The organism is Telluria sp. GW821-FHT07G12 (assembly GCF_059418525.1).
This window is the reverse complement of record NZ_JBWKQA010000001.1, coordinates 1,405,103-1,424,185: the sequence shown is the minus strand read 5'-3', so window position 1 is coordinate 1,424,185 and position 19,083 is coordinate 1,405,103. Positions and strand designations below refer to the sequence as shown.

Here is a 19,083-nt window from a genome sequence, read left to right as displayed (position 1 = left end):
CTTGCACGATGTTCCCCATCGACCGCTCGTCACCCATCGCCCTGTTCAAGCAGATCGAGGCCGCATTGCGCCAGCAGATCGCGCAACGCGTCCTGCCTGGCGGGACCAGGCTGCCGTCGATCCGCCAGCTCGCCACGCAGCTCTCGGTCAGCACCAACACCGTGGTGCTGGCTTATGACAGGCTGGTGGCCGCAGGCGTCATCGATACGCACGGCACGGCGGGCTTCTTCGTCTGCACGCCAACTGACGCCAGCCGCGCCATTCCCGACGAGCTTGCGCTGGAGGCGGGCGAGGAACAGGAGCCGGTTTGGCTGATCCAGCAAGTGAACGACCAGCGGCCGGGCGTGCTGCTGGCCAGCAGCGGGGCCTTGCCGCCCACCTGGCTGCAGGACGCGCTGCCGGCGGCCGCCGTGCAACGTGGCCTGGCGCGCAGCGCGGCCGGCATGGCCTCGCGTTGTCCGCCACAAGGGCTAACCGAACTGCGCGAGCAGATCGCGCTGCTGTTGCGCGGCATTGGCATCGCTGCGGACGCCGGCAACATCCTCACCACCTTCGGCGCTACCCATGCAATCGATCTGATCTGCCGCACGTTTCTACAGCCCGGCGATACGGTGCTGGTCGAAGATCCCGGATACTTCCTGATGTTCGGCAGGCTGCGCCAGGAGAACGTGCGCCTGGTGCCCATCAAGCGCCGCCCCGATGGCCTCGACCTGGACGAACTGGAAGCTGCCTGCCGCGCGCACCGTCCGCGCCTGCTGTTCGTGCAAACGGCTTTGCACAATCCCACCGGCTGGAGCAGCAGCGCCGCCAACCTGCACAAGGTGCTGATCATGGCGCAGCAGTATGGCTTCCTGATCGCCGAAGACGACGTGCACGGCCATTTCCAGCAGGGCCACAGCACGCGGCTGGCATCGCTGGCCGGACTGGACGGTGTGATCTACTACTCCAGCCTGTGCAAGGCGCTGAGCCCGGCCCTGCGCATGGGCTACCTGGCCGCGGCGCCCACCCTGCTGAAGCTGCTGATGCGAACCAAGATCCACGCCATCATGACTTTGCCTGCGCTGAACGAATACGTTCTGCTGGAGGTGCTCAAGGCCGGCAACCTGCGCAAGCACCTGGAGCGGCTGCAACGCAAGATCATGGCGGCGCGCAACGCCAGCATGCAGCAACTGAGCGCGGCCGGCGTGCTGTTCGAGCACCCCGGCGACGCAGGAATTTTCCTGTGGGGCAGCATGCCCGAAGGGCTGGACGTGGACTTGCTGGTGCAGGACGCCTACCGCAACAAGATCCTGATGATACGCGGCGCCGCTTTCTCGGCCGACGACACGCCCGACCAGCACATCCGCTTCAACGTCGCCTTCAGCCAGCATCCGCGCGTGGGCGCCTACCTGGAAGAACGCCTGCGCGCGGTGGCTGACGCGCGCTCCAGCCTGGCCCGCGCCAGCGCCGCTTCCAGCATCAAGGGCAAGTCCTGAGTCCACTGACCATGGGCATCACCAACATTACAGCGATTGCAGTTTGGAACGGGTGGCGGAAATCGCCCGATGCAGGATGCGCTCGGCGTAGAAGTCGTTCTCACGCTGGGCGGCAATGATCTGCAGGCTACGCGTGTAGTTGTCGAGCCGGGAGCGCAGCCAAGCTCGGTAAATGATTCTCGTGATCGGTTTGACGCTGAGTTTCATGTCCGTGTCCTCGTCTTGAGGCCACATTGTCGGACACGCCTGCCTGTTGCATTTGTGATCACTCAATCGAGCGCGACAGGGATCTGTCAACTGTTGAACGCTGGAACTTAAGCGTGAGTTAAGGCGCGGTAAGCATTTGTAAAGTACATCCACAAGCGGTCGGGCGAGACGTATATTGAAGCCATTGGATTCAAGTCTCCCCTCCCATCAAAATGGGTTTCACCCACGGCGCCTGTAGCGGCCCGTGGGTTTTTCTTTTGGAGCGACGCTCCATCAAGTTAGTCAGCCCTGCGCCAGCGCCGTCAGCGGTTCGCCCGACACGCGGCAAATGCGCCAATCCGGCATCACTTCCGCGCCCATCGACTTGTAAAAGTTAATCGCCGGCATGTTCCAGTCCAGCACTGACCATTCGAAGCGGCCGCATTCGCGGTCGACGGCGATGCGGGCGAGGTGCTTGAGCATCAGGCTGCCGTAGCCCTTGCCGCGGCGGTCCTGGCGCACGTACAGGTCTTCCAGGTACAGGCCCTTCTTGGTCAGGAAGGTCGAGAAGTTATGGAAGAACAGGGCATAAGTCACCACTTTGCCGTCTTCCTCGCCGACGATCGCTTCGCAGGACGGCTTGGCGCCGAACAGGCCTTCGTGCAGCAGGGCATCGGTCGCCACCACCATGTGCTCGAGCTTCTCGAACACGGCAAGCTCGTGGATCATGCCCATGATGTGGGTAAGGTCGGCCGGGGTTGCAGGGCGGATGGCGAAGGTGTTTACGGTGTCGGCAGTCATGGTGTTTCGCAGGGTGCGTCGAGCGCATCGGTGAGGTTGATTGTGGGCGCCTTGCTCTTGGGCGTGTGCAGTGCCCAGGCGACGCTGCCCAGGCAGACTCCCATCCCCAGCCATTCGATGAGGCCGGGGCGGTAGTGTTCGAGTTTGATCGACATGAGCACCGACAGCACCGGCGTGATCACGCCGATGTACACGGCCTTGGCCGAGCCGATGCGGTTGATCAGCGTGAAGTAGCAGATAAAGGCCACCACCGAGCCGAAGATGGCCAGGTGCAGCAGGCCCAGCACGTAGCTGGTGGTGTGCGGCAGGACGAACTGCTGGCCGCTGAGCACGCACCATAGCGCGACCATGCAGGTGCCCCAGAACATCGACCAGCCGGTGGTCAGAATCAGATTGGTCGACTGTTCGCGCACCTTGCCGACGACGATGCTGCCGCCCGCGCTGGCGATCGAGGCGACGATGCCCAGTCCCAGGCCGAGCAGGAAATGGCCCTGGCCCCCTTGGTTGATGTCATGCAGGGCGCCCTGGATCGAATGCCAGAACAGCAGGACCACGCCGGCGATGGCGCCGACGCCCGCGGTCCAGGTCTTGCGCGGAATCGCCGTGCCGAAGGCGATGCGCGACAGCAGCGGCGTCCAGAACACCATCAGCGCGAACAGCACGGCCACCAGGGCCGACACCACGTATTGCTCCGAGTTGTAGGTGCAAACATACGATAAGCCAAACGTGAAGAAACCTTGCATCAAGGTCCACTTCTGCGTGCGCCAGGGTAGGTGAAGGCATGAAATGCCTGAACGCTTGTGCTCGCGCACCAGGCACCAGGCGAACAGGGCGCCGGACGCCAGCGCAAAGCGGTAGACGACCGAGACCGCGGGCGGAATCTCCCCCAGCTGCAGGGTGATGGCCCAGAAGGTCGAACCCCAGATCAGGGAGGCAATGGTGAAGAGGACATAGGATGGCATCCAGAAAGTATACGTGGAAACAGTCCTCAGTGCGTAATGCGGGTGTTGTAGCCGTTGCTCAGCAGACGCACGCGCTCGCCGGGGCGGAACATCTCATCGGCCGGCTGGGTGATGGCGCGCAGTTCGCCGCTGTCGAGCTTCACGGTGATCTCGAAGCCGGCGCGGTTGCTGGCGCCGCGCTCGACGCGCTGGCCGACCAGGCCACCGGCCACGGCGCCGATCAGGCCGGTCGCGATCGAGCCCTTGCCGCCGCCGGCCTCCGAGCCGGCCAGTCCGCCCAGCGCGGCGCCGGTCATGGTGCCGACCCCGGATTCGGGACTGGCGATGGTGACGTTGCGCACGGACTCCACGGTGCCCATGCGCACCACCTGTTCGTTCATGGTCTGGTAGCTGTTGTACACGCTGCCCGACTCGGGCGGGGTGGCACAGCCGGCAAGGAGGCAAGCTCCAGCCAGGGCGACGACGAGTTTCATGATGAGCTCCTCATGCAGTAGGCCAGCGCGCTGCGGCTGCAGCGACACAGCTAGCCTACTCTCAATGAGAAGATCAGTAAGCCACGTTCAGCCGGCGGTACAGGAAGCCCAGCACGAACAGCGGACCGATCAGCAGGAAGCGCAGGTCGTCCAGGAAGGAGGGCTTCTTGCCTTCGATCTTGTGGCCGATGAACTGGCCGATCCAGGCCACCACGAAGATCGCGATCGACAGCGGCAGCACCGTCATCGGCGGCATCAGGGCCAGCACGGCCAGCATCAGGGCGCTCATCAGCAGCATGCCGAAGGCGAAGGGACGCGACAGCTTGAAGTAATACACCAGCGCCGCCACGCAGGCGAGGACGGCGACGGCCGGGTGGATGCTCCACAGGATGCCCAGCAGCGTGAACACGATCACCGGCACGCACACGAAATGGATCAGCTCGTTGGTCGGGTTGCGGTGGCTTTCGCTGTATTGCTCCAGCAGGGCGTCGATGGTGCGGGGCTGCATGGTGGTCTCCTTGGTCTTATGACTTATGACTTATGAAGACATGGTAGCAGCCGCCGCCGCGGCGGTCACGGTTTCCATCGCCGCCAGCGGCAGCGGGCGCGGCACCGCGCGCAGGTGCATGAAGGGGTGATTCGCGAACAGCTCCGACACCCATTCGACGAACACCCGCACCTTGGCCGACAGGTGGCGGTTCTGCGGATAGATGACGTGCACCGGCAGCGGCTCGCTGGTCCAGTCGGGCAGCAGCTGCACCATGCGCCCGGTCGCCACGTGCTGGGTCAGCAGGTAATCCGTCATCTGGATCACGCCCAGGCCGGACAGGCCCGCCTGCACATAGGCGTTCGAATCGTTCAGCGCGATCACGCCGCGCATCGGAATGTCGATGCGCTCCTCGCCGCGCCGGAAGTCCCAGTCATAGGTCTTGCCGGTCTTGGCCGAAAAATAGTTCACGCAGCGGTGGCGCTCGAGGTCGCGCGGATGCTGGGGCGTGCCGTAGCGCTCCAGGTAGGCCGGCGACGCGGCTGTCACGAAGTTGATGATGCCGACCCGGCGCGCGATCAGGCTGTCGTCGCCCAGCTCGCCGCCGCGGATCGCGCAGTCTACGCCTTCTTCGATCAGGTCGACCGGGCGGTCGGTGCTGCCCAGTTCCATCATGATGTCCGGATAGCGCTCGAAGAAGGCGGGCAGGGCCGGGATCAGGATCTCGCTGGCCAGGCCGGTCGGCACGTCCACGCGCAGCCGTCCGCTCGGGGAGAGGCGGGTGCGCGACAGCGATTCCTCGGCGTCGCGCACGTCGGACAGGATGCGCACGCAGCGTTCGTAATAGGCGGCGCCGTCGGTGGTGACTGTCACCATGCGGGTGGTCCGGTGCAGCAGTTTGGCCGACAGCGAGGTCTCCAGCGCCTGCACGAGGGTCGAGACCGTGGCCTTGGGCAGCTGCAGGGCGTCGGCCGCGCGCGTGAAGCTGCCGGCGTCCACCACCTGCACAAACACTTCCATCGCTTGCAGCTTATTGTTCATTTGGATTGTTCAGGGATCTGAATAATGGATTCGCGATTGCGGTATTTATCAGATTCTAGTTCATGTCTATAGTATCGGCACGGGCACTGATAAAAGTGTCATCCACGAAACGGGAGCAGGTCATGAAACATCGCGATGGAATCCTTGCAAGCCTTGCGCTGGCGCTGAGCGTCACGCTCATGGCCGCGCTGGTCGGCAGCGGCGCCTATGCGAATGCGGCCGCCGGCGAAGCCGTCGGTTACCAGGCCCTGTTCCATGTCGTGGCCACTAACAAGGTGCAACAATGAATGCGGCTGTACTGAACAATGAGCAGGTGGACGATCAGCACGAGCTGGTGGTGAAGGAGCTGGACGTTGCCGGCTCCGAGGGCCCGCTGGCCGGCCGCCTGTACCGCGCAGCCGTGGATGGCAAGCGCGACATCCTGATCGTGTTCTTCCATGGCGGCGGCTTCGACGACGGCGATCTGGACGAGTCCGACAGCTTCCTGCGCCGTCTCGCCGACGCGAGCGGCTACCCGGTGGTGCTGTCCTCGACCTATACGCTGGCGCCGGTCAAACCCTTCCCGGCGGCTGCTGAGGATGCCCACGCAGTGGTGAACTGGGCCAAAAAGAACAAGACCAAGCTGGGCTGGACCGGCAAGCGCCTGATCGTGGCCGGCATCGAGGCCGGCGGCAACCTGGCGGCAGTGGCGGCAATGATGTCGCGCGACCGCGGCGGCCCGGCGCTGGCCGGCCAGATCCTGATCATGCCGATGCTGGACCCCGGCCTGTCGAGCTGCTCGATGCGCGAGATGCCGACCTGCCCGGATAAAGCCAGGGTGTTCGACGAATGCGCGGCAGCTTACCGCGGCTACCTGCCGCACGCCGCCGACCGCGGCCACCCGTATGCATCGCCGCTGCAGTCTAGCCGATTGAAGAACCTGCCGCCGGCACTGATCCTGTCGGCGGACGACGACCCGCTGCGCGACGAGGCCGAAGCCTACGGCGCGAAGCTGATCAACGCGGGGGTACGGACCACGGTGCGGCGCATGGCGCCGGCCCGCATCGAGGAACCGAACGCCCGTAACGAATGTGCCTGTACCGGGCACGCCTTGCACGAAATCGCCAACTTCATCGCCGGGCTCGAATCCGACAGCGCCCCGCCCGGCAACTAGCGCTAACCCTTAGCAGTATCCAAACCTAGAACAACGTGCCCGTTTTCGGGCACGGGAGACCTGTCTTTTCCTGCGTTTCCGTCTGCATCCCGCATGCGAGACCGGAAGGGACTGCTTTCGCCTAATTTTTTATAAGTTATCAATAATCGGAGGGCTTACCCATGAAATCCATTCATCAATTACGCAGCGCCCTACGTCCAGTCGTGCTGGCGCTCGGCGCCGCCGGCGTCGCCGCCCTGATCGCCGGCTGCTCGGATGCCACCGGCAAGGCCGCCGAAGCCCAGCCGCAGGCGCAAGCAGGTCCGCCCGTCTCCGCCGCCATCGTGGTCGAGAAGCAGGTCGCCGACACCCAGGAATTCTCGGGCCGTCTGGAAGCCGTGGAACACGTCGAGATCCGTCCGCGCGTGTCCGGCTTCATCACCGCCGTCAACTTCAAGCCGGGCGCCACCGTGAAAAAGGGCGAGGTCCTGTTCGTGATCGATCCGCGTCCCTTCCAGGCCGAAGCCGAACGCGCCGCCGCCGCCGCCAACTCGGCGCGCGCCAAGGCCGACCTGGCCAAGCTGGAGCTGAGCCGCGCCGAGCGCCTGCTGGGCGACAAGGCCATCGCGCAGCGCGAATACGACGCCAGCGCCTCCGCACACAAGGAACTGGAAGCGAATGCGCGCGCCGCCCAGGCCCAGTACGAGACCGCGAAGCTGAATCTGGCTTATACCCGCGTCGTCTCGCCGATCGACGGCCGCGTGTCGAAAGCCGAGATCACGCTGGGTAACCTGGTCGACGCCTCCAGCCTGCTGACCTCCGTGGTCTCGATGGACCGCATCTACGCCAGCTTCGACGGCGACGAAGACACCTACCTGCGCGTGCGCTCGCAGGCCCACAGCGGCCAGCCGGTAACGGTGCGGGTCGGCCTGGCGAATGAAGAAGGCTTCCCGCACGAAGGCAAGCTGGAATTCGTCGACAACCAGCTCGACACCCGCGCCGGCAGCGTGCGCATGCGCGCCACCTTCGCCAACAAGGACGACCTGATGGCGCCCGGCCTGTTCGCCCGCGTGCAGATCGGCGGCGGCAGCGAAAAGCCGGCGCTCCTGATCAGCGACCGTGCGGTCGGCACCGACCAGAGCCACAAGTTCGTGTTCGTGGTGGACAAGGACGGCAAGGCCGAGTACCGCGAAGTGAAACTGGGCCCGGTGGTCGATGGCCTGCGCGTGGTGAAGACCGGCCTGAAGCCGGGCGAACGCATCGTCGTCAATGGCCTGCAGCGCGTGCGTCCGGGTTCGCCGATCACCGCGCAGACCGTGCCGATGGTCGCCAACCTTGGCAATGCGAAGGACAAGTCCGCGCAGCTGGCCATGGCAGACGCAAAATAAGAAGGAATCAACAACATGAACATCTCACGCTTTTTCGTCGACAAGCCCATCTTCGCGGCGGTGTTGTCGGTCATCGTCTTCGTGGCCGGCCTCATCTCGATCTTCCAGCTGCCGATTTCCGAATATCCGGAAGTGGTGCCGCCCTCCGTGGTGGTGCGCGCCCAGTACCCCGGCGCGAACCCGAAGGTGATCGCGGAAACCGTCGCCACGCCGATCGAACAGGAGATCAACGGCGTCGAGGACATGCTCTACATGACCTCGCAAAACACCTCGGACGGCGCGCTGCAGCTGACCGTGACCTTCAAGATCGGCACCAACGTCGAGCAGGCCGAAACCGCGGTGCAGAACCGCGTCCAGCGTGCGCTGCCGCGCCTGCCGGAAGAGGTGCGCCAGATCGGCGTCACCACGGTCAAGAGCTCGCCCAACATCACGATGGTGGTCCACCTGAATTCGCCGGACGGCCGCTATGACGACCTGTACCTGCGCAACTACGCGACCCTGAACGTCAAGGACCAGCTGGCGCGCATTACCGGCATGGGCGACGTCCAGCTGTTCGGTTCCGGCGACTACGCGATGCGCGTCTGGCTCGACCCGCAGAAGGTGGCCGCTCGCGGCCTGACCGCCAGCGACGTCGTGGGCGCGATCCGCGAGCAGAACGTGCAGGTCGCGGCCGGCGTGGTCGGCCAGGGCCCGTCGAAGGGCGCCGATTTCCAGCTGACCGTGAACACCCAGGGCCGCCTGCAGTCGGAAGAAGAGTTCGGCAACATCGTCGTGAAGACCAGCCAGGATGGCGCCACCACCCTGCTGAAGGATGTCGCGCGCCTGGAAATGGGCTCGAACTCCTATGCCCTGCGCTCGCTGCTCAACAACAAGTCGGCCGTCGCGATCCCGATCTTCCAGTCGCCTACCGCCAACGCGCTGCAGCTGTCGACCGACGTGCGCAACAAGATGGCAGAGCTGTCCAAGGACTTCCCGCAGGGGATGGAGTACAGCATCGTGTATGACCCGACCCAGTTCGTGCGCGAATCGATCGACTCCGTGGTTCACACCCTGATCGAAGCGGTGGTGCTGGTGGCGCTGGTCGTGATTGTCTTCCTGCAGACCTGGCGCGCATCCGTGATCCCGCTGCTGGCAGTGCCGGTGTCGGTGGTCGGTACCTTTGCCGTCATGCTGGGCTTCGGCTTCTCGATCAACACCCTGTCCCTGTTCGGCCTGGTGCTGGCGATCGGTATCGTGGTCGACGACGCCATCGTGGTGGTGGAGAACGTCGAGCGCAACATCGAGAACGGATTGAGCCCGCACGACGCGACCGTACAGGCGATGAAAGAAGTGTCCGGTCCGATCATCGCGATCGCCCTGGTGCTGTGCGCCGTGTTCGTGCCGATCGCCTTCGTGTCCGGCCTGACCGGCCAGTTCTACCGCCAGTTCGCCCTGACCATCGCGATTTCGACCGTGATCTCGGCTTTCCTGTCGCTGACCCTCGCGCCGGCTTTGTCAGCCGTACTGCTGCAGCCGCACGGCGCCAAGAAGGATGCGCTGACCCGCGGCATGGACGCGGTGTTCGGCCGCTTCTTCAAGGGCTTCAACCGCTTCTTCCACCGCTCCTCGCACGCCTATGAGAGCGGTGTGCAAGGTGTCCTGAAGCGCAAGAGCGCCTCGCTGGCGGTGTACCTGCTGCTCGGTATTGCCGGCATCTTCATGTTCAAGGCGGTGCCGCCGGGCTTCGTGCCTGCGCAGGACAAGGCTTACCTGATCGGCTTCGCCCAGCTGCCGGACGCCGCCTCGCTGGATCGCACCGATGAAGTGATCCGCAAGATGTCCGACGTGGCCAAGAAGATCCCTGGCGTGGAATCCTCGATTGCTTTCCCTGGCCTGTCGATCAACGGCTTCACCAATGCGCCGAACGCCGGCATCGTGTTCACCAGCCTGAAGCCGTTCGACGAGCGCAAGGGCAAGGACCAGAGCGCCGAAGCCATCGCCGCCGAGATCAACAAGCGCATGGGCGCCATCGAGGACGCCTTCGTGATGGTGCTGCCGCCGCCGCCGGTGAACGGCCTTGGCACCACCGGTGGCTTCAAGATGATGATCGAAGACCGCGGCAACCTCGGCTACGATGAGCTGAACAAGGCGGTGCAGGCCTTCATGGCCAAGGCCGCAGCCGACAAGCGCCTGCAGGGCGTGTTCTCGGGCTACCAGATCAACGTGCCGCAGCTGTTCGCCGACGTTGACCGCGTGAAGGCCAAGCAGCTGGGCGTGTCGCTGGCCGAGATCAACCAGACCTTGCAGATCAACCTCGGCTCGCTGTACGTGAACGACTTCAACCAGTTCGGCCGTACCTACCAGGTGCGCGTGCAGGCTGACGCCCCGTTCCGTTCGCAGCGCGAGCAGATCGCCCAGCTGAAGGTGCGCAGCGGCACCGGCGAGATGATTCCGCTGTCCTCGATCATGAAGGTCAAGGATACCTACGGCCCGGACCGCGTCCAGCGCTACAACGGCTACGTCGCCGCCGAAATGAACGGCGGCCCGGCCCCGGGCGTGTCCTCGGGCCAGGCCCAGGCCGCGATGGAGCAGATCGCCCGCGAAGTGCTGCCGAAAGGGATCACCTACGAATGGACCGACCTGACCTACCAGGACATCCTGGCCGGTAACACCATGATCTACGTGTTCCCGCTGTGCGTGCTGCTGGTGTTCCTGGTGCTGGCCGCGCAGTACGAAAGCTGGACCCTGCCGCTGGCCGTGATCCTGATCGTGCCGATGTCGATCCTGTGCGCCCTGATCGGCGTGAAGCTGACCGGCGGCGACAACAACGTGTTCACGCAGATCGCCCTGTTCGTGCTGGTCGGCCTGGCGTCGAAGAACGCGATCCTGATCGTGGAGTTCGCGGTGGAGCTGGAACAGCATGGCCGCAGCATCGTCGCCGCCGCGCTGGAGGCTTGCCGCCTGCGTCTGCGTCCGATCCTGATGACCTCGATCGCGTTCATCATGGGTGTGCTGCCGCTGGTGTTCTCGCACGGCGCCGGCGCCGAGATGCGCCATGCGATGGGTGTGGCGGTGTTTGCCGGCATGCTGGGCGTGACCTTCTTCGGCCTGTTCCTGACGCCGGTGTTCTACGTCCTGCTGCGCACCCTGGCGGCGCGCTTCGGCAAGCCTTCGCATCGCCTTGTGCATGTCGAGCCGTACGGCCCTGAACTTGAAGGAGCAACGAAATGAATGTAACGATGAATCAAGCCCGAGGTATGGCTCGTGATGCGGCCCTCGATGAGGCCCTCGCCCGGCCCCCACGCCGTCCGCTGGTGAAGCCGGTGGTCGACAAGGTCGCGAAATTCGCACCGCGCTTCGCCACCGTGCTGGCGGCCCTGCTGCTGAGCGCCTGCGCGGCGCCTGCCTTCCACCAGCCGTCGGTATCGACGCCGGCTGCGTTCAAGGAGGCGCAGGTGGCCACGCCTCTGGCATCGCCTGAAGCAGTGCGCAGCGCGGCCGACGGCACCACCTGGAAGACCGCGCAGCCGGCCGAAAGCCAGCCGCGCGGCGAATGGTGGAAAGCCTTCAACGACACCCGCCTGGACGGCCTGATCGCCCAGGCCACGGCCAGCAACCAGAACCTGACGGTGGCGGCGGCGCGCGTGAAGCAGGCGCGGGCCATTGCCGGCATCGCCGAAGCGGACCGCATGCCGCAGATCGGCGTCGGCATCGGCGCCCAGCGTGCGCAGTTGTCGCCCTTCGAAGCGGGCGTGGCGCCGGGAACGCGGATGTCGCCGGCGACCAGCTACAAGGCCAATCTGAGCGCCAGCTATGAGCTCGATCTGTTCGGCCGCGTGTCGAGCAGCGTGGCGGCGGCGCGCGGCGATGCCGCCGCCAGCGAAGCGACCTACCGCTCGGTGCTGCTGTCGCTGCAGGCCGACGTGGCGCAGACCTACTTCAGGCTGCGCTCCCTGGACGCGGAAATCGCCACCGTGAACCAGACTGTGCGCCTGCGTGAGGAGAGCGTGCGGGTGACCGGCCGCCGCTTCGAGCTGGGCGACATCGGCGAATTCGACCTGTCGCGGGCCAAGACGGAACTGGCAACCGCGCGCGCCGAGGCCATCGGCCTGCAGCGCCAGCGCGCCACCGCGGAACATGCGCTGGCGGTGCTGCTGGGCCAGCCGGCCTCGAACTTCGGCGCCACCAGCGACCCGCTGGAAGCGAATGCCAGCCTGCCGCTGATCCCGGCCGGCCTGCCATCGAGCCTGCTGGAGCGCCGTCCCGACATCGCCGGCGCCCAGCGCACGATGGAAGCGGCCAACGCCCGCATCGGCGTGGCGCGCTCCGCCATGTTCCCGGCACTGAGCATCGGCGCCAACGGCGGCGGCGTGGCCGGCACCTTCGGCGATGTGTTCAAGTGGAGCAGCCGTTCCTGGCTGCTGGGCGCTGCCTTGTCGATGCCGCTGATCGACGGTGGCCGCAACCGCAGCAACGTGGTGCGCAGCGAAGCCGCGCTCGAAGAAGCAGTGGGCTCGTATCGCCAGAGCGTGCTGGTGGCCTTTGCCGAAGTCGAGGACAACCTGGCCGGCCTGCGTGTGCTGGCGGGGCAGGGCGCGGAAGTCGAAGCGGCCGTGCAGTCGGCGCGCCGCTCGGCCGACCTGGCGCAGAAGCTGTACGACGCCGGCCGCTCGAGCTACCTGGAACTGCTGGACGCGCAGCGCAACCTGGCTTCGGTGGAACGCACCGCCGTGCAGCTGCGCGGCGACCGTGCGATCACCACGGTGGCCTTGATCCGCGCGCTGGGCGGCGGCTGGGATGCTGCGCCGGCTTCGTCGTCTGCAAACACGGTGGCGCTGGCGAGCAAATGATGTGACGTGAGTGGGTAGTTTTGGGGAAGCCCTTTGCGGCGGCATGTGTGAGCGTGCCGCCGTTTTTTTCGTCCGGCCGCTACAATCCCTGCATGCCCAGCATTTCTCTCGAATCGACCTCGCTTCTCACCGGCCTCGCCCCGGTCATCGCGCCCGACACGCGCATCCTCATCCTCGGCAGCTTCCCCGGCGCCAAATCGCTGGCCGCCCAGCAGTACTACGCCCACCCGCGCAACCAGTTCTGGAAGCTGGTCGGAGAACTGGTCGGCGAAGATCTCTACAACCTGCCGTATGACGAGCGCCTGCCACGCCTGCTGGCCCACCGTTTCGGCCTGTGGGACGTACTGGCCGCCTGCGAGCGTGAGGGCAGCCTCGATTCCGCAATCCGCAAGCCCGCCGCCAACGACTTCGACCGCCTGCGCCACCTGTTCCCGCAACTGGAAACGGTGGGCTTCAACGGCCAGGCCTCGGGCAAGTTCGCGCCGCAGTTCGAACAGGCCGGCTATCGCACCGTGGTGCTGCCTTCGTCCTCGCCCGCGCACATGGCGATGAGCTTCGAGCAGAAGCTGGCAGTGTGGCGCAAGCTTGTCGACAGCGCTCTTGACACCGGAAGCACTCCCCAGCTTTTTTAAGCTATTTGTGCGCCGCACAAGGAAGCGTGTTACACTGCGTTATCGGTCAGGTCTTGATGGTCCTGCCGTTCCCCGCAAAAGGTACGCGGCGCAATATGTGTAGTGCTGCGCGCGAACACGCCGGACGGGGATGTCATTCCACATACGTTGGTCGGTCTACACGATGGAGGCACCTGGCAGATAGCCTGGGCGTCCGGGCTCCGCACCTTGCAGATAGCAGGGGCTGGAGCGGCGATTAAAGCATTGGCGTCACATTGAAACGAAGCCCGCAGTGAGCGGGCTTTTTTTTCACCATCCTACCGAACAGGAGTATGCAGATGGCAAAAGAAGAACTCATCGAAATGAATGGCGTTGTCTCCGAGGTCCTGCCCGACTCGCGTTTCCGTGTGGACTGCGAAAATGGCCACAAGCTGATCGCCTACACCGCGGGCAAGATGAAGAAAAACCACATCCGCATCCTTGCCGGCGACCAGGTCAGCCTGGAACTGTCCCCGTACGACCTCAGCAAGGGCCGCATCACCTTCCGCCACATCGAGAAACGCGGCGCACCGGCACCCCGCTCGAACTTCCGCGGCCGCCGCTGATCGGCACGGCGCAAAAGCAGAAAAGGGCGCCAGCCCTTTTTTTTTCGCGCAACGTCCCCATATCGCTTTCATCCCCCAATCTCCACACGGCTCGACACTGCAGCCGGAGCCGTTTTTCCCGACTTCGACCCTGTCAACCGCCCCAGGCGTTGCGTAAGCATTGCCTGGGATTGGGCATTGGCGTTAACGAGTTATGTAAAGGACACGAGATGAAAGAAGACCTGATTGAAATGCATGGCAAGGTTACCGAAGTGCTGCCGGAAATGCGCTTCCGCGTGGACCTCGAGAATGGTCACCAGCTGGTCGCGTACACCTCCGGCCGCATGAAGCGGAACCACATCCGCATCATCGCGGGCGACCGCGTCACGCTGGAAATGTCGCCGTACGACCTGAACAAGGGGCGGATCACTTTCCGCCACCTCGAGAAGCATGGCATGCCGAAGCCGGCGCCGCGCCCGCGTCGCCACTAAGCGCTGAACTTAGCGCATGCCGAGCTGGCGCAGGTGGGCCAGCTTGGCGTTGTAGATGTTGCGCGTGTCCTTGCGCGTGCTGGTGTCTGCTGCGAGGCTCAGCTGTTCGCGCGCCTGCTTGAGCTCGCCGAGCTGCAGCAGACTCGCCGCCAGCCAGAAATGGAATTCGTCATAGTAGGGCGCTCGTTTCACCTCGCGCGCGAACAAGTCGCGCGCTTCCTTGAATTCCCCATGCTGATAGGCCGTAACACCCTTGTTGAAGTAGTGGAAGGGCGGGATCGGCTCGATTTTGGCAACGCGCTGCGCGATCGCCTTCGCTTCCTCGGTTTTGCCCAGCGCCATCAGTACCGGCTCGAGGTTGCGTAGGGCGGTGGCGCTCTCCGGCTCGCGCATCAGGGCGGTGCGGTAAGCCCGCTCGGCCATGGTCAGATCGCCGTGGCGCGAATAGATCACCCCCAGCGTGTTGTAGGCCAGCGCGGCGCGCGGATTGCCCTCGGTTGCCGCCCGCGCCCACCAGTAGGCATCGTCGATCTTGCCCTCCACCAGGGCCTCGGCGGCGCGGTTGTTCTTGTACATCATGATGATTTCGTCTTCATCCAGCGGCTGCGTGTAGCGTTTGTCGGCGCTTGGATCCGGCAGGAAGTCGACCACCAGCGCACGCTCCGGATCCGTGGCATACGGCTGGTTGGGGATGCGGAAGCCCAGCACCAGGTTCACGTGGCCGCTGAGCAGGTACAGTCCACCGTCGCGGCTCCAGCTTTCGTCGAGGGTCACGGCCTGGTACTGCACGCGCATGCCGAGTTCCTTGGCGAAGGCGGCCGTCATGATCACCAGCGACATGCAGTTGCCGGCGCGGTCGCGGTAGGTTTCGGCGGCGTTGCGGGTATAGCTGGCGTCGTAGTCGAGCTTGAGGCCGCTCTTGCTGCCGTTGTACAGGGCCTCGAGCAGTCCATATTCCTGGCCGCGGTTGCGCACGTGGGTATTGAAGGCCGCGCTGTGCAGGTACTCGCGCATTTCCGGACTGAGCGTGAACAGGTCATCCGTGCTGACCGGCTTCGTGGGCGGACCGAAGGAAGCGTCGCTGTAGAGGTCGGGGGTAGGGGGCAGTTTCGGCGTGCTGGCGCATCCGGCCAGCAAGACCAGCAGGATCGCTACGAGGTGTCTCATCTTCTCCTCCGTGTCCGGTGAACTTTTTCTTCCAGTATCTGCCGGTGTGGAGAAGATGTAAAGACGCTCTCGAGGGGGAATCAGTTCAATTACTGCTCGTCGTGGAAGGCTTCGTGCAGTTCGTCGAGCAATTCGGCGGTTTCTTCCGCCGACAGGCCGAGATAGGCGCAGGCGCGCGCGCCGCCCTTGTTCCATTCGGGCGATTCGGCATGGCCCTGGTACTTGCAGATCGCGCATTCCGCCAGCAGCGACAGCGCCACCAGCGAACGCACGGCGCCGGGGGTAGCCGCGTCTTCCAGCACGGCGTAGTCGTGGTGGTGCAGGATGGCCCAGGCCACGTGATCCGACAGCCCCCAGTTGTGCGCCAGCAGGCAGCCGATCGAGGCGTGCGAGGTCGCGTGGCGTTCTTCCTCCAGGGCCGTGAACGGGCGTTCTGCTTCCAGCGAGGCGGCGGCGTAGGTGGCGTCGTAATCGGCAAAGCGGTCCATCAGCAGCGGCACCCCGGTATCGCAGAACAGGCCGAAGGTGTGGGCCACGTCCGCCTCGCCGATGCGCAGGCGGCGCGAGAGGAATACCATCGCTTGCGCACGGCGCGTCGAGACGTCCCAGAAGCTGGCCAGGGCCGCGCTGTTGGCCGGGATCGCCTGGCGCGCCAGTAGGCCCGTCATCAGTGCAGCGACCTGGTTAATGCCGAGGAAGAGGATGGCCTGTTCGATCGACTTGGCCTTGCGCCGGCCGCCGTAGATGGACGAATTGGCCAGCTTCAGCAGGGCGCCCGACATGCCGACGTCGCTGGCGACGATGCGGCCGATGGTCTCGGGGCTTGGATCCGGCGACGACAATTCGCGCTGCAGGTCCGCCAGCAGGCTGGGGCGAGGCGGGATACGGATCGACTTCATCAAGGCGTCGACGGGATCCTCGGCGGCGCTCGGACGCGCCAGGGCGGATGCAGTACTCATGGCAGTAGGGGGAAACAATGCCGCACGGAAATATGTGCAAAGCTCGTCACTATAAACCAGTGCAGCTCAAGTTGCACCAAAGTATTCACCATGTGTAGCAAATCGGACAGTTGTGCTTTTTACAATCGGGGCGCTGACTGTGCGACTTGCCGGCCGCAGCCGTTATAAGATTGTTACATGTCTTCTACCATTCTTGCCGGTATCGATTTTTCCGCCCCGTCCCACCTGGTGGCGCGCCAGCTGATCGGCGTGACGGTGCTGTTCGACGGCGTCGGCGGCCGGATCGTCGAGACCGAAGCCTACGACGGCGAGGACCCGGCCTCGCACAGCTATTCCGGTCCCACCGAGCGCAATGTCGCGATGTTCGGCCCGCCCGCCCATGCCTACGTCTACCGCTCCTACGGCATCCACTGGTGCCTGAACTTCGTCTGCCGCGAAGAGGGGCACGGCGCCGGGGTCCTGATCCGCGCGCTGGAGCCGGTTGCCGGGCTGGAGTTGATGCGCGAGCGGCGCGGCACCAGCGACGAGTGGCTGCTGTGTTCGGGCCCGGGCAAGCTGACCCAGGCGCTGGGAGTGACGCGGGCCCAGAACGGGGCCTCGCTGGCGCAGCCGCCGTTCGAGCTGGCGGCCGCGCCGAAGGGGATCGAGGTGGTGACCGGGCCGCGCATCGGCATCTCGAAAGCGATCGATGTGCCGTGGCGCTTCGGTCTCAAGCACTCGCGTTATGTGAGCAAGCGCTTCCCCTGAAGACTAAGCGCGGCGCCGCGCAGGTGTGCGGTGCTCGAGTGCAGGACGCTGGCTGCGCATCGGGCTGCCGGGCGAGCGCCGCTCGACCCGCGCGAACTCCTCGTCCTCTTCCTCTTCGGCCGCGGCCTCGTCGAGCGGCTCGACGCCCTCGATCTTGAAGACCGATACCGCGCGCGCCAGGTTGACGGTCTGCTCGTGCAGGCTGGCCGCCGCCGCCGCGGCTTCTTCGACCAGGGCCGCGTTCTGCTGGGTCATGTCGTCCATCTGCCCGACCGCGAGGTTGACCTCCGCAATGCCGTCGGCCTGCTCGGTGCTGGCCGAACTGATGCGGTTGATGATGTCGTTCACCTGCTGCACCGAGGCCACCACGCTGCCCATGCTGGCGCCGGCTTCGTGAACGGAAGCGTTGCCGCTGTCGATGATGGCGACCGAATCGGCAATCAGGGCCTTGATCTCTTTGGCCGCCGAGGCCGAGCGCTGGGCCAGGGTGCGCACCTCGCTGGCCACCACCGCGAAGCCACGTCCCTGCTCGCCGGCGCGCGCCGCTTCCACCGCCGCGTTCAGCGCCAGCAGATTGGTCTGGAACGAGATGCCGTCGATGACGCCGATGATGTCGACGATCTTGCGCGAGCTGGCGCGGATCGATTCCATGGTCGCCACCGCGCGCTCGACCGACTCGCCGCCGCTGGACGCCAGCCGCGCCGCCTCGGCCGCCAGTTCGGTGGCCAGGCGCGCATTGTTGGCGTTGTCCTTGACCGCCGTGGTCAGGGTCTCCATCGCGCTGGCGGTCTGCTGCAGCGAGCCGGCCTGCAGCTCGGTGCGGGTCGACAGGTCCAGGTTGCCGCTGGCGATCTCCTTCGAGGCGGTGTCGATCGAGCGCACCGAATCGAGCACGCTGCGCAGGGTCTGGTTGAGCGTGGCGATGGTGTGGTCGAGCGCGCGCGAGACGCCGGCGATCTCGTCGCGGCCCTCGTTCCTGGCGCTGGCCGAGAGGCGTCCCGCGGCCAGCTCGTCGACCACCGCCGAGATCGCGCCGATATCGGCCAGCATGGCGCGCCGCACCCGCATGGTCACCACCATCGACACCGCGATCGACAGCAGCACCAGCACCGCCATGGTCTTGCCCAGGTTGTGGAACTCCTCGCGCGCCGTGGCATAGGCCTGTTCGCTGAGGGTCTTTTCCAGCGCTGCCAGCTGGGCCAGCTGCTGGTTCAGCGTGACGAATTCCTTTTCCGCCTTCTGCATCGAGTTGGTCGCGATCGACTGGTCGACCTGGGCCATCTCGATGGTTTCCTGCACCGCCTTGACGTAGGCCGCCAGCGCCGCCAGCGAGGCGTCGACCGGTTTGCGTTCCGCGCCGCTGGTGACCTTGGCCAGTTCGCCCAGCTGGGTCTTGAGCGAGACGTGGCGGCGGCCGATGTCGGCGATCAGGGCGTCGAGCCGGTTCTTGGCGAAGCTGCCGTTGATCCAGGCCAGCAGCTGGTAAGCGTTGGCGTGCACGTACTTGGCGTCGCCGGCAACGTCGGCCACGTTCTGCAGGCGCGCCGCCCGCACCTGCACTATGTTTTCCAGCGATGCGTTCTGGCGCACCATCCCGTACCAGGCGGCGCCCGACAGCATCAGCAGCAGTACCAGCACCAGTCCGGGCGCCAGCAGCAGCTTGGGACCGATCCGCAATTTTTTCAGCATGCTTTGCTCCTTGTCGGGCGCCGTGCCGAGCGCCTGACAAACCTTCAGGGCAAGGCGCATC

General features: G+C 65.2%; 19 protein-coding genes. 10 read left to right on the top strand and 9 right to left on the bottom strand.

The genetic code is table 11. The annotated features are described in order from the left end of the window. Positions 1-8: 8 nt before the first annotated feature. Complete coding sequence (locus AC07PE_RS06690; RefSeq protein WP_498762615.1) at positions 9-1,475, top strand: aminotransferase-like domain-containing protein; 1,467 nt, start codon at positions 9-11, stop codon at positions 1,473-1,475. 27 nt (positions 1,476-1,502) lie between these two features. Here the strand turns inward: AC07PE_RS06690 and AC07PE_RS06685 are convergent, their stop codons facing one another. The 6 genes from AC07PE_RS06685 to AC07PE_RS06660 form a co-directional block, all read right to left on the bottom strand. Then, entirely contained in the window at positions 1,503-1,682 is a 180-nt protein-coding gene (locus AC07PE_RS06685) for a hypothetical protein (protein WP_498762614.1), read from the bottom strand. A gap of 282 nt (positions 1,683-1,964) precedes the next feature. Continuing rightward, positions 1,965-2,462, bottom strand: coding sequence for a GNAT family N-acetyltransferase (locus AC07PE_RS06680; protein ID WP_498762613.1), 498 nt, complete (start codon positions 2,460-2,462; stop codon positions 1,965-1,967). After that, positions 2,459-3,424: a DMT family transporter gene (locus AC07PE_RS06675; protein WP_498762612.1), complete on the bottom strand. Its 966-nt coding sequence runs from the start codon at positions 3,422-3,424 to the stop codon at positions 2,459-2,461. The genes AC07PE_RS06680 and AC07PE_RS06675 overlap by 4 nt, the downstream gene beginning before the upstream one ends. Before the next feature lie 26 nt (positions 3,425-3,450). Next, positions 3,451-3,897, bottom strand: coding sequence for an outer membrane lipoprotein (locus AC07PE_RS06670; RefSeq protein ID WP_498762611.1), 447 nt, complete (start codon positions 3,895-3,897; stop codon positions 3,451-3,453). Between the two features lie 73 nt (positions 3,898-3,970). After that, positions 3,971-4,405: an Mpo1 family 2-hydroxy fatty acid dioxygenase gene (locus AC07PE_RS06665; RefSeq protein WP_498762610.1), complete on the bottom strand. Its 435-nt coding sequence runs from the start codon at positions 4,403-4,405 to the stop codon at positions 3,971-3,973. A 30-nt stretch (positions 4,406-4,435) separates the two neighbouring features. Next, positions 4,436-5,425, bottom strand: a complete 990-nt coding sequence (locus AC07PE_RS06660; RefSeq protein ID WP_498762609.1) for a LysR family transcriptional regulator — start codon at positions 5,423-5,425, stop codon at positions 4,436-4,438. 122 nt (positions 5,426-5,547) lie between these two features. Between AC07PE_RS06660 and AC07PE_RS06655 the strand changes: the two genes are divergently transcribed. From AC07PE_RS06655 to infA (AC07PE_RS06620), 8 genes are all read left to right on the top strand, one after another. Next, the gene (locus AC07PE_RS06655) at positions 5,548-5,712 is read left to right on the top strand and encodes a hypothetical protein (protein ID WP_498762608.1); all 165 of its coding nucleotides are present in this window, start codon (positions 5,548-5,550) and stop codon (positions 5,710-5,712) included. Further along, positions 5,709-6,578 carry an alpha/beta hydrolase gene (locus AC07PE_RS06650; protein ID WP_498762607.1) on the top strand — a complete coding sequence of 290 codons (870 nt, stop codon included), beginning with the start codon at positions 5,709-5,711 and terminating at the stop codon, positions 6,576-6,578. The genes AC07PE_RS06655 and AC07PE_RS06650 overlap by 4 nt, the downstream gene beginning before the upstream one ends. A 161-nt stretch (positions 6,579-6,739) precedes the next feature. Beyond that, entirely contained in the window at positions 6,740-7,945 is a 1,206-nt protein-coding gene (locus AC07PE_RS06645; protein ID WP_498762606.1) for an efflux RND transporter periplasmic adaptor subunit, read from the top strand. A 15-nt stretch (positions 7,946-7,960) separates the two neighbouring features. Then, positions 7,961-11,155 carry an efflux RND transporter permease subunit gene (locus tag AC07PE_RS06640; RefSeq protein WP_498762605.1) on the top strand — a complete coding sequence of 1,065 codons (3,195 nt, stop codon included), beginning with the start codon at positions 7,961-7,963 and terminating at the stop codon, positions 11,153-11,155. Positions 11,156-11,181: 26 nt separating this feature from the next. Next, positions 11,182-12,774: an efflux transporter outer membrane subunit gene (locus tag AC07PE_RS06635; protein ID WP_498762604.1), complete on the top strand. Its 1,593-nt coding sequence runs from the start codon at positions 11,182-11,184 to the stop codon at positions 12,772-12,774. 92 nt (positions 12,775-12,866) lie between these two features. After that, entirely contained in the window at positions 12,867-13,406 is a 540-nt protein-coding gene (locus AC07PE_RS06630) for a DNA-deoxyinosine glycosylase (protein WP_498762603.1), read from the top strand. A 317-nt stretch (positions 13,407-13,723) separates the two neighbouring features. Then, positions 13,724-13,990: a translation initiation factor IF-1 gene (gene infA / locus AC07PE_RS06625; RefSeq protein WP_230026758.1), complete on the top strand. Its 267-nt coding sequence runs from the start codon at positions 13,724-13,726 to the stop codon at positions 13,988-13,990. Positions 13,991-14,199: 209 nt separating this feature from the next. Further along, positions 14,200-14,460: a translation initiation factor IF-1 gene (gene infA, locus AC07PE_RS06620; RefSeq protein ID WP_230026759.1), complete on the top strand. Its 261-nt coding sequence runs from the start codon at positions 14,200-14,202 to the stop codon at positions 14,458-14,460. 9 nt (positions 14,461-14,469) lie between these two features. Here infA (AC07PE_RS06620) and AC07PE_RS06615 read toward each other — a convergent pair whose 3' ends face one another. Both AC07PE_RS06615 and AC07PE_RS06610 read right to left on the bottom strand, forming a co-directional pair. Beyond that, on the bottom strand, positions 14,470-15,627 hold the full coding sequence (locus tag AC07PE_RS06615) for a tetratricopeptide repeat protein (RefSeq protein WP_498762602.1): 1,158 nt from the start codon (positions 15,625-15,627) through the stop codon (positions 14,470-14,472). An 89-nt stretch (positions 15,628-15,716) separates the two neighbouring features. Beyond that, on the bottom strand, positions 15,717-16,586 hold the full coding sequence (locus AC07PE_RS06610; protein WP_498762601.1) for an HDOD domain-containing protein: 870 nt from the start codon (positions 16,584-16,586) through the stop codon (positions 15,717-15,719). Between the two features lie 177 nt (positions 16,587-16,763). On the opposite strand from AC07PE_RS06610, the gene AC07PE_RS06605 reads away from it, so the two are divergent. Further along, positions 16,764-17,333: a DNA-3-methyladenine glycosylase gene (locus AC07PE_RS06605; RefSeq protein WP_498762600.1), complete on the top strand. Its 570-nt coding sequence runs from the start codon at positions 16,764-16,766 to the stop codon at positions 17,331-17,333. Between the two features lie 3 nt (positions 17,334-17,336). On the opposite strand, the gene AC07PE_RS06600 is transcribed toward AC07PE_RS06605, so the two are convergent. Next, positions 17,337-19,022, bottom strand: a complete 1,686-nt coding sequence (locus AC07PE_RS06600; RefSeq protein ID WP_498762599.1) for a methyl-accepting chemotaxis protein — start codon at positions 19,020-19,022, stop codon at positions 17,337-17,339. Positions 19,023-19,083 lie beyond the last annotated feature (61 nt).

Excerpts from the sequence above, each read along its gene's own strand:
- AC07PE_RS06690 (WP_498762615.1), top strand. The coding sequence starts at position 9 with ATGTTCCCCATCGACCGCTCGTCACCCATCGCCCTGTTCAAGCAGATC.
- AC07PE_RS06685 (WP_498762614.1), bottom strand. The coding sequence starts at position 1,682 with ATGAAACTCAGCGTCAAACCGATCACGAGAATCATTTACCGAGCTTGG.
- AC07PE_RS06680 (WP_498762613.1), bottom strand. The coding sequence starts at position 2,462 with ATGACTGCCGACACCGTAAACACCTTCGCCATCCGCCCTGCAACCCCG.
- AC07PE_RS06675 (WP_498762612.1), bottom strand. The coding sequence starts at position 3,424 with ATGCCATCCTATGTCCTCTTCACCATTGCCTCCCTGATCTGGGGTTCG.
- AC07PE_RS06670 (WP_498762611.1), bottom strand. The coding sequence starts at position 3,897 with ATGAAACTCGTCGTCGCCCTGGCTGGAGCTTGCCTCCTTGCCGGCTGT.
- AC07PE_RS06665 (WP_498762610.1), bottom strand. The coding sequence starts at position 4,405 with ATGCAGCCCCGCACCATCGACGCCCTGCTGGAGCAATACAGCGAAAGC.
- AC07PE_RS06660 (WP_498762609.1), bottom strand. The coding sequence starts at position 5,425 with ATGAACAATAAGCTGCAAGCGATGGAAGTGTTTGTGCAGGTGGTGGAC.
- AC07PE_RS06655 (WP_498762608.1), top strand. The coding sequence starts at position 5,548 with ATGAAACATCGCGATGGAATCCTTGCAAGCCTTGCGCTGGCGCTGAGC.
- AC07PE_RS06650 (WP_498762607.1), top strand. The coding sequence starts at position 5,709 with ATGAATGCGGCTGTACTGAACAATGAGCAGGTGGACGATCAGCACGAG.
- AC07PE_RS06645 (WP_498762606.1), top strand. The coding sequence starts at position 6,740 with ATGAAATCCATTCATCAATTACGCAGCGCCCTACGTCCAGTCGTGCTG.
- AC07PE_RS06640 (WP_498762605.1), top strand. The coding sequence starts at position 7,961 with ATGAACATCTCACGCTTTTTCGTCGACAAGCCCATCTTCGCGGCGGTG.
- AC07PE_RS06635 (WP_498762604.1), top strand. The coding sequence starts at position 11,182 with ATGGCTCGTGATGCGGCCCTCGATGAGGCCCTCGCCCGGCCCCCACGC.
- AC07PE_RS06630 (WP_498762603.1), top strand. The coding sequence starts at position 12,867 with ATGCCCAGCATTTCTCTCGAATCGACCTCGCTTCTCACCGGCCTCGCC.
- infA (WP_230026758.1), top strand. The coding sequence starts at position 13,724 with ATGGCAAAAGAAGAACTCATCGAAATGAATGGCGTTGTCTCCGAGGTC.
- infA (WP_230026759.1), top strand. The coding sequence starts at position 14,200 with ATGAAAGAAGACCTGATTGAAATGCATGGCAAGGTTACCGAAGTGCTG.
- AC07PE_RS06615 (WP_498762602.1), bottom strand. The coding sequence starts at position 15,627 with ATGAGACACCTCGTAGCGATCCTGCTGGTCTTGCTGGCCGGATGCGCC.
- AC07PE_RS06610 (WP_498762601.1), bottom strand. The coding sequence starts at position 16,586 with ATGAGTACTGCATCCGCCCTGGCGCGTCCGAGCGCCGCCGAGGATCCC.
- AC07PE_RS06605 (WP_498762600.1), top strand. The coding sequence starts at position 16,764 with ATGTCTTCTACCATTCTTGCCGGTATCGATTTTTCCGCCCCGTCCCAC.
- AC07PE_RS06600 (WP_498762599.1), bottom strand. The coding sequence starts at position 19,022 with ATGCTGAAAAAATTGCGGATCGGTCCCAAGCTGCTGCTGGCGCCCGGA.